The organism is uncultured Frigoribacterium sp. (assembly GCF_963515265.1).
GTDB lineage: Bacteria > Actinomycetota > Actinomycetes > Actinomycetales > Microbacteriaceae > Frigoribacterium.
Map to the genome: position 1 here is coordinate 1 of NZ_CAUPYL010000136.1, position 7,278 is coordinate 7,278.

Annotated in this window: 8 protein-coding genes; 7 read left to right on the top strand and 1 reads right to left on the bottom strand. The window is 73.3% G+C overall.

The features are described 5' to 3' along the window. Positions 1-534 (top strand): TIGR03943 family putative permease subunit (locus tag RWM17_RS10560; RefSeq protein ID WP_314103462.1); only part of this gene is annotated, 534 nt, incomplete at its 5' end. After that, positions 515-1,921, top strand: a complete 1,407-nt coding sequence (locus RWM17_RS10565) for a hypothetical protein (RefSeq protein WP_314103465.1) — start codon at positions 515-517, stop codon at positions 1,919-1,921. The genes RWM17_RS10560 and RWM17_RS10565, both read left to right, overlap by 20 nt. Positions 1,922-1,978: 57 nt before the next feature. Here RWM17_RS10565 and RWM17_RS10570 read toward each other — a convergent pair whose 3' ends face one another. After that, positions 1,979-2,251 (bottom strand): DUF4031 domain-containing protein, encoded by a 273-nt coding sequence (locus RWM17_RS10570; protein ID WP_146904546.1) that lies wholly within the window; start codon positions 2,249-2,251, stop codon positions 1,979-1,981. A 252-nt stretch (positions 2,252-2,503) separates the two neighbouring features. On the opposite strand from RWM17_RS10570, the gene obgE reads away from it, so the two are divergent. Genes obgE through nadD form a run of 5 tightly spaced genes read left to right on the top strand, consistent with a single transcriptional unit; the run spans position 2,504 to position 7,106 of the window. Next, complete coding sequence (gene obgE, locus RWM17_RS10575; RefSeq protein ID WP_314103467.1) at positions 2,504-4,039, top strand: GTPase ObgE; 1,536 nt, start codon at positions 2,504-2,506, stop codon at positions 4,037-4,039. After that, positions 4,036-4,872 carry a glutamate 5-kinase gene (gene proB / locus RWM17_RS10580; protein ID WP_314103468.1) on the top strand — a complete coding sequence of 279 codons (837 nt, stop codon included), beginning with the start codon at positions 4,036-4,038 and terminating at the stop codon, positions 4,870-4,872. Before obgE ends, proB begins: the two co-directional genes overlap by 4 nt. A 47-nt stretch (positions 4,873-4,919) precedes the next feature. Next, positions 4,920-6,200, top strand: a complete 1,281-nt coding sequence (locus RWM17_RS10585; RefSeq protein ID WP_314103471.1) for a glutamate-5-semialdehyde dehydrogenase — start codon at positions 4,920-4,922, stop codon at positions 6,198-6,200. 34 nt (positions 6,201-6,234) lie between these two features. Further along, positions 6,235-6,453, top strand: coding sequence for a hypothetical protein (locus RWM17_RS10590; protein WP_314103474.1), 219 nt, complete (start codon positions 6,235-6,237; stop codon positions 6,451-6,453). A 17-nt stretch (positions 6,454-6,470) separates the two neighbouring features. After that, positions 6,471-7,106 (top strand): nicotinate-nucleotide adenylyltransferase, encoded by a 636-nt coding sequence (gene nadD, locus RWM17_RS10595; protein WP_123548624.1) that lies wholly within the window; start codon positions 6,471-6,473, stop codon positions 7,104-7,106. Positions 7,107-7,278: the final 172 nt, after the last annotated feature.

The window sequence follows — 7,278 nt, forward strand, 5'->3', positions numbered from 1 at the left end:
GCCGCCCGCACGGCCGCCGTCGCCGGGGGCGCGCTCGTCACCACCGCCGTCGCCGTGTCGCTCGTCGTCCTCCCGCCCGCGACGCTGACGAGCGCGACGGCCGGCCAGCGCGACGTGAACTCGTCCACCGCCTCCCTCGCCGGCACGAGCGTCGAGGACGCCGCCTCCGCCGACGCCGACGCCTACGCGGCGTTCTCGGTGCTCGACTGGGCGGGGCTGCTGCGGCAGACCAGCGACCTGTCGTTCTTCGAGGGCAAGACCGCCGACGTGGTCGGCTTCGTCGTCCCGGCCGGCGACGACCCCGACGTGTTCTACGTGTCGCGCTTCGTCGTCACCTGCTGCGCCGTGGACGCGCAGCCGGTGGGCGTGCCGGTGCACCTCGTCGACTGGCGCAGCCAGGTGTCGGCCGACGAGTGGCTCGACGTCTCCGGCGGCTTCCAGACGAACCCGAGCCGCACCTCGAGCGACCCGATCGCCCTGGTGCCCGACGAGCTCGAGAAGGTCGGCCAGCCGAGTGACCCCTACCTCTACTGATCTCTGGGCGGCCGACGGGGATCTCGACGAGGCGGACCGGCACGCCCGGCAGCGGCGTCGCTTCGTCGCGCTCGTCGTCGTGCTCGCGCTCGTCTGCACGGTGTTCGGGGTCCTCACGCACCTGCAGGGGCCCAAGCTGGCCGACGTCCAGGTCGACACGACGGCCGTCGTCGACCGGTCGGGCCAGCAGCTCCGCCTGTTCGCCAACCAGCCCGTGGCGCACGTCGACCCCGAGCAAGTGACCATCTCGCCCGCCGCCGACTTCCGGGTGCAGACGTCGGGCGACGTCGTCGCGGTCGAGTTCGCCGACCGGCTCCGCTACGGCACCGACTACACCGTCACGGTGCAGGGCGTCTCGAGCGTCTACCAGGAGCGCGACGCGACGCTCCGCACGACCTTCAGCACGGACCCGGCCGTGACCTGGCGCGTCGTCCACGGCGCCGAGGGTGCCGACGACGTCCTCGAACGGGCCTCCCTGCTGGGAGGCGGCGACCGGACCGCGGTCTGGTCGGCCCCCCGCATCCAGGCCTTCCAGGCCTTCGACACGGCCGTCGCCGTCGTGACCGACGACGGCGAGCAGTCGACCCTGAGCCTCGTCTCGGACGACGGCGTCGCCGCCGAGACCCTGCCGCTGCCCGAGGGCACCGGGCTGATCACGAAGCTGGGCGCGGACGCCGCGACGACCACCCTGGCGTTCTCCTGGCGGCCCCAGGGCTCCGAGCAGGAGCTCCTGTACACGCTGCCGCTCCAGGGCCAGCGCGCCGTCGCCCCCGTCCTGTCGCTCTCCGGCCAGCCCGTGTCGGCGCTCGACTGGGCGGTCGTCCCGGGCCAGGCGAGCCTCGTCGCCCAGTCGGGCGACGAGCAGGTGGCCGTCTACGACCTGGCCGGCACCGCGCCTCCTCGTCCCCTCGGCACCTTCGTGGCCCTGCAGGGCGTCTCGCTCGACGGCCGCGGCATCGTGGCGGCGACGGCGCTCCAGGCGTTCCGCGTCGACCTGGCGACGGGGGAGCAGACGCCGATCCCGTTCTCGGCCGTCGAGGGCGGCACGCCCTACCGGGGCGACCTCGTCGCCGTCGCCGCGACCGAGTACGTGCAGCAGGTGGCCGTGCCGGCCGACGGCGGGGCCAGCTTCACGAACCTGATCGTGTTCGACGACGAGGAGGAGGCGCGGGTGCTGTTCCGCCCCGCGGGCGAGTCGTCGCAGATCGAGGGCTTCTCCGTCTCGCCGAACGGGCAGTACCTGGCCGTCGAGACCGCCTCGGCCGACGACACCACCGACTACAGCTACACGATCGACCCGGTGCCGCAGGGGACGACCACGACGGTCGTCGACGTCGAGACCGGTGCCGTCGTCGCGAGCTTCACGGGCCACGCTGCGGCTTGGTGAGCAGGAGGCGCGTCACGGGAGCCGCAGCGCGACAGGGCGCAGGAGGCGCGGCTGAGGTCAGAGCCCCCGCTTGACCCGCTGCGAGACGCGCAGGCCGCTGCGCTCGAGCCGTCGTGCGAGGTCGAGCCCGGTGACCGGCTGCGCCCCGGCCGCGACGAGGTCGTGCCAGCGCGACTCCGGCACGTCGTAGTGGTCGTGGTCGAAGCCCCGGCGGGGGATGTCCTGGGCGGCGGCGAAGGCGTGCAGCTCGTCGTACGACGCGTCGCTGACCAGGTGGGCCCAGACGGTGTCGTGGGCGGGCCAGATCGGCTCGTCGATCAGGATGGTCACGCACCGATGCTAGTCGTGCGGCCGTCGCGTTGACCGCCTCCGACCGGCCCTGTACCATCACAGGTTGGTGCTCACCCGGCCCAGGTGTGCCCGGCTCCGCGGGAGCCCGCGAGGCCACAGGGCCTGTCGGGACACCATCGTCGCCTCCGTCCGCCGACGGCGAGGCACCACCGCACGGCCCGACACCGGTCGCCCGTGCGCGACAGACCCGGGGCAGCGCGCGCCGGCACCAGAGCTAGAAGAGACCGATACATGGCCACATTCGTCGACCACGTGACCCTCCACCTGCGAGCAGGCAACGGGGGCAACGGCTGCGTCTCCGTCAAGCGCGAGAAGTTCAAGCCCCTCGCCGGCCCCGACGGGGGCAACGGCGGCAACGGCGGCGACATCGTGCTCGTCGCCGACGCCGGCGTCACCACGCTGCTCGGGTTCCACCGCGCGCCGCACCGCTCGAGCGACAACGGCGGCCCCGGCATGGGCGACCACCGCAGCGGCACCCAGGGGCAAGAACTCGAGCTGGCCGTCCCGCTCGGCACGGTCGTCAAGACCGTCGACGGCGACGAGCTGGTCGACATGACCGAGCACGGCATGCGCTACGTCATCGCCGAGGCCGGCATCGGCGGGCTCGGCAACGCCGCGCTCTCGTCGACCAAGCGCAAGGCCCCCGGCTTCGCGCTGCTGGGCACGCCCGGCTGGCAGGGCGACGTGCTGCTCGAGCTCAAGGTCGTCGCCGACGTCGCGCTCGTCGGCTACCCGTCGGCCGGCAAGTCGAGCCTCGTCGCCGCGCTCTCGGCCGCCAAGCCGAAGATCGCCGACTACCCCTTCACGACCCTGCACCCGAACCTCGGCGTCGTCGAGTCGGGCGAGACCCGCTACACGGTCGCCGACGTGCCCGGCCTGATCGAGGGCGCGAGCGAGGGCAAGGGCCTCGGGCTCGAGTTCCTCCGCCACGTCGAGCGCTGCTCGGCCCTGCTGCACGTGCTCGACTGCGCCACGCTCGAGCCCGGCCGCGATCCGCTGACCGACCTCGAGATCATCCGCCGCGAGCTCGAGGCGTACCCGGTCCCCGAGGGGCAGACGCCCCTGCTCGAGCGCCCCCAGCTGATCGCGCTCAACAAGGTCGACGTCCCCGACGGCCGCGAACTGGCCGACTTCGTCACGCCCGAGCTCGAGGCCCGCGGCTACCGCGTCTTCGAGATCTCGGCCGTCAGCCACGAGGGCCTCCGCAACCTCTCCTTCGCCCTCGCCGAGGTCGTCGAGCAGAGCCGCGCCGAGATCGCCGCCCGGCCCGCGCCTCCTCGTCTGGTCATGCGCCCCCGCGCGGTCAACGAGAAGCCGTTCGTCATCAAGGTCGAGGGCGGCACGTACGGCAACGTCTACCGCATCCTCGGCCAGAAGCCCGAGCGCTGGGTCGTGCAGACCCAGTTCAACAACGAGGAGGCGGTGGGCTACCTCGCCGACCGGCTCAACGCCATCGGCATCGAGGACGCCCTGTTCAAGGCAGGTGCGCAGGCCGGCTCGACCGTCGTCATCGGCCCCGAGGGCGGCATCGTCTTCGACTGGGAGCCGACGCTGACCTCCACCGCCGAGCTGATGACCTCGGCCCGCGGCACGGACCCGCGCCTGATCAAGAACGACCGCCCGACCCGCAACCAGCGCCGCGAGGACTACTTCGAGCGCATGGACGCCAAGGCCGAGGCCCGGGCCGAGCTCCAGCGTGAACGTGCTGCGGGCCTCTGGACCGACGACGAGGGCTTCCTCGTCAAGGAGGGCGACGAGCAGGAATGAGCACCGACGGCCTCGTCGAGGCCCTGCCGCACGCCGGCGGCGACCCGGTCGTCACCGCCCGGGGCGGCATCGCCCGCGCCCGGCGCATCGTCGTCAAGGTGGGGTCGTCGTCGATCAGCGGCGCCGCCGCGCACCAGATCGAGCCGCTCGTCGACGCCCTCGCCGGTGCCCACGCCCGCGGGGCCGAGGTGGTGCTCGTCTCGTCGGGCGCGATCGCGACCGGGTTGCCGCACCTGCGGCTCGACTCGCGGCCGACCGACCTCGCGACGCAGCAGGCGGCCGCGGCGGTCGGCCAGAACGTGCTCATCTACCGGTACCAGCAGAGCCTCCGTCGGCACGACATCGTCGCGGGACAGGTGCTGCTCACGGCCGGCGACATGGCCGACCCGACGCCGCGCAGCAACGCGCAGCGGGCGATGGGGCGCCTCCTCGAGCTCGGCATCCTGCCCATCGTCAACGAGAACGACACCGTCGCCACGCAGGAGATCCGCTTCGGCGACAACGACCGCCTCGCCGCCCTCGTCTCCGAGCTGATCGGCGCGGACGTCCTGGTGCTGCTCAGCGACGTCGACGCGCTCTACACCCGCCCGCCGCACGAGCCGGGCGCCGTGCGCATCGACGACGTGCCCCAGGGCGACGACCTTGCCGGGGTGACCTTCGGCGACGCGGGCGCTGCAGGCGTCGGCACCGGGGGAGCGGGCACGAAGGTGGCCGCCGCGCGCTACGCGGCCGCGGCCGGCACGCCCGTGCTCGTCACCTCGGCGGCGAACGTCGCCGCGGCCCTGTCCGGTGCGTCGGTGGGCACCTTCTTCTCGGCGGCGCCCCGCCGCTGACGCTGCCCCCGATGCCCCGGCGGAGCCCGTCGCCGTAGGCTCCTGGGATGTCGTCCGTCGTCGCCCCGTCGTTCACCGAGACCCTGCGTGCCGCGAAGGCGGCCTCCGTCCGTCTCGCGACCCTCACCGCCGCCGAGAAGGACGCCGCGCTGCACGCCGTCGCCGCCGCCCTGGTCGCCGAGGGCCCGCGCATCGTGGCCGCGAACGAGCTCGACCTGGCACGGGCGCTCGACGAGGGCGTCGGCGAGGCCCTGCGCGACCGCCTCCGCCTCGACGCCGCCCGGCTTGAGGCGCTGGCCGACGCCGTGGGGCTCGTCGCCGGCCTCGTCGACCCGGTCGGCGAGAGCATCCGCGGCCGGGTCCTGCCCAACGGCCTGCGGCTCGACCAGGTGCGGGTGCCGTTCGGCGTCGTCGGCGTCATCTACGAGGCCCGCCCGAACGTGACGGTCGACATCGCCGCGCTCGCGCTCAAGAGCGGCAACGCGGCGGTGCTGCGGGGCGGCAGCGCGGCACGCGAGACGAACCAGGTGCTCGTCGACGTCGTGCAGGAGGCGCTGGTCGCCTCGGGACTGCCCGCCGACGCGGTCGTCACGGTCGACGAGCACGGCCGGGCCGGGGCCGCCGAGCTCATGCGGGCGCGCGGGCTGGTCGACGTGCTCGTGCCGCGCGGCAGCGCCGAGCTGATCGAGACCGTCGTGCGAGAGTCGACCGTCCCCGTGATCGAGACCGGCGCGGGCGTGGTGCACGTCTTCCTCGACGCGTCCGCCGACGAGGAGATGGCCGTCGACGTCGTCGTCGACGCGAAGGTCAGCCGGCCGAGCGTCTGCAACGCGCTCGAGACCCTGCTCGTGCACGCGGAGGCGGCCGACCGCCTGCTGCCGCCGGTGCTGGGCGCCCTCCGCGCCTCCGGCGTCACGGTGCACGGCGACGAGCGCGTCGTGCGGACGTTCCCCGACGCGGTCCCGGCGACGGACGCCGACTGGGCCGCCGAGTACATGAGCCTCGACCTGGCCGTGCGCGTCGTGGACGACGTCGACGAGGCGATGGCGCACATCGCGCGCTGGTCGACGCACCACACCGAGTCGATCCTGACGAACGACCACGCGGTCGCCGAGCGGTTCCTGCACGAGGTGGACAGCGCGGTCGTCATGGTCAACGCCTCGACCCGGTTCACCGACGGGGGCGAGTTCGGCTTCGGCGCCGAGGTCGGCATCTCGACGCAGAAGCTGCACGCCCGGGGGCCCATGGGGCTGCCGGAGCTCACCAGCACGAAGTGGGTCGTTCGAGGGCAGGGCCAGGTGCGCGGCCAGGCCCGGCCGCGCGGCTAGACTGTCGGGGATCGCCCCTCGGAACGGAGAACCCATGCTCGACGTCGCCCTCCTGGCCGCAGCCCACGAAGACCTCGCGCCGCTGATCGCGCCCCCCGTCGTCATCGCCGCCACCTTCGGCCTGTTCTTCCTGTTCCTCGGCTTCGTCGTGTGGAGCTACCGCGACGTCGCGAACCGCTCTCCCCGCAAGGCGTCGACGCAGGCGCACCACGACGGGCCCATCGACGAGTTCGGGCACCCCGAGCAGCACTGACCCGGCGGCACCGCAGAATGGTCGGCACGACGCCTGCGACGAGCACCCCCGGGGCGTTCGTCACCGGTCGTCGACCCCGCGTGGGCATCATGGGCGGCACGTTCGACCCGATCCACCACGGTCACCTCGTCGCGGCGAGCGAGGTCGCACAGTCGTTCCACCTCGACGAGGTCCTGTTCGTCCCCACGGGCCAGCCCTACATGAAGTCGGGCGTCAGCGACAGCGAGCACCGCTACCTGATGACGGTCGTCGCCACCGCCTCCAACCCGATGTTCACCGTCAGCCGGGTCGACATCGACCGTGACGGCCCCACCTACACGATCGACACCCTCCGCGACATCCGGGCCCAGCGTCCCGACTCCGAGCTCTTCTTCATCACCGGGGCCGACGCCGTCGCGCAGATCCTCGACTGGAAAGACGTCAGAGAGCTCTGGGACCTCGCGCACTTCGTCGCCGTGACCCGACCGGGCCACGACCTCAGCGTCGGCGGTCTCCCGGAGAGCGACGTAAGCTTGCTCGAAGTCCCCGCCCTCGCCATCTCGTCGACCGACTGCCGCGCTCGGGTGGGCCGCGGCTTCCCGGTGTGGTACCTGGTCCCCGACGGGGTCGTCCAGTACATCTCCAAGCACCACCTGTATCGGAGCAACGCATGAGCACGTCCGACGAGCAGCCGCTGACCCGGCGTCAGATCCGCGAGCGCGAACGTGCCCGCGAGGCAGGCCGCGCCGTCGCCGAGGGCACCGCCGGAGGCGCACCCGCCTCGGGCTCGACGCCCGCGTCCGCAGCAGCCCCCGTCCCCGCGTCCACCCCGGTGCCCGCCACGCC

Bases quoted from the DNA above. Each gene is read 5' to 3' on its own strand.
- RWM17_RS10590 (WP_314103474.1), top strand. From the start codon at position 6,235: ATGCTCGACGTCGCCCTCCTGGCCGCAGCCCACGAAGACCTCGCGCCG.
- obgE (WP_314103467.1), top strand. From the start codon at position 2,504: ATGGCCACATTCGTCGACCACGTGACCCTCCACCTGCGAGCAGGCAAC.
- RWM17_RS10585 (WP_314103471.1), top strand. From the start codon at position 4,920: ATGTCGTCCGTCGTCGCCCCGTCGTTCACCGAGACCCTGCGTGCCGCG.
- nadD (WP_123548624.1), top strand. From the start codon at position 6,471: ATGGTCGGCACGACGCCTGCGACGAGCACCCCCGGGGCGTTCGTCACC.
- proB (WP_314103468.1), top strand. From the start codon at position 4,036: ATGAGCACCGACGGCCTCGTCGAGGCCCTGCCGCACGCCGGCGGCGAC.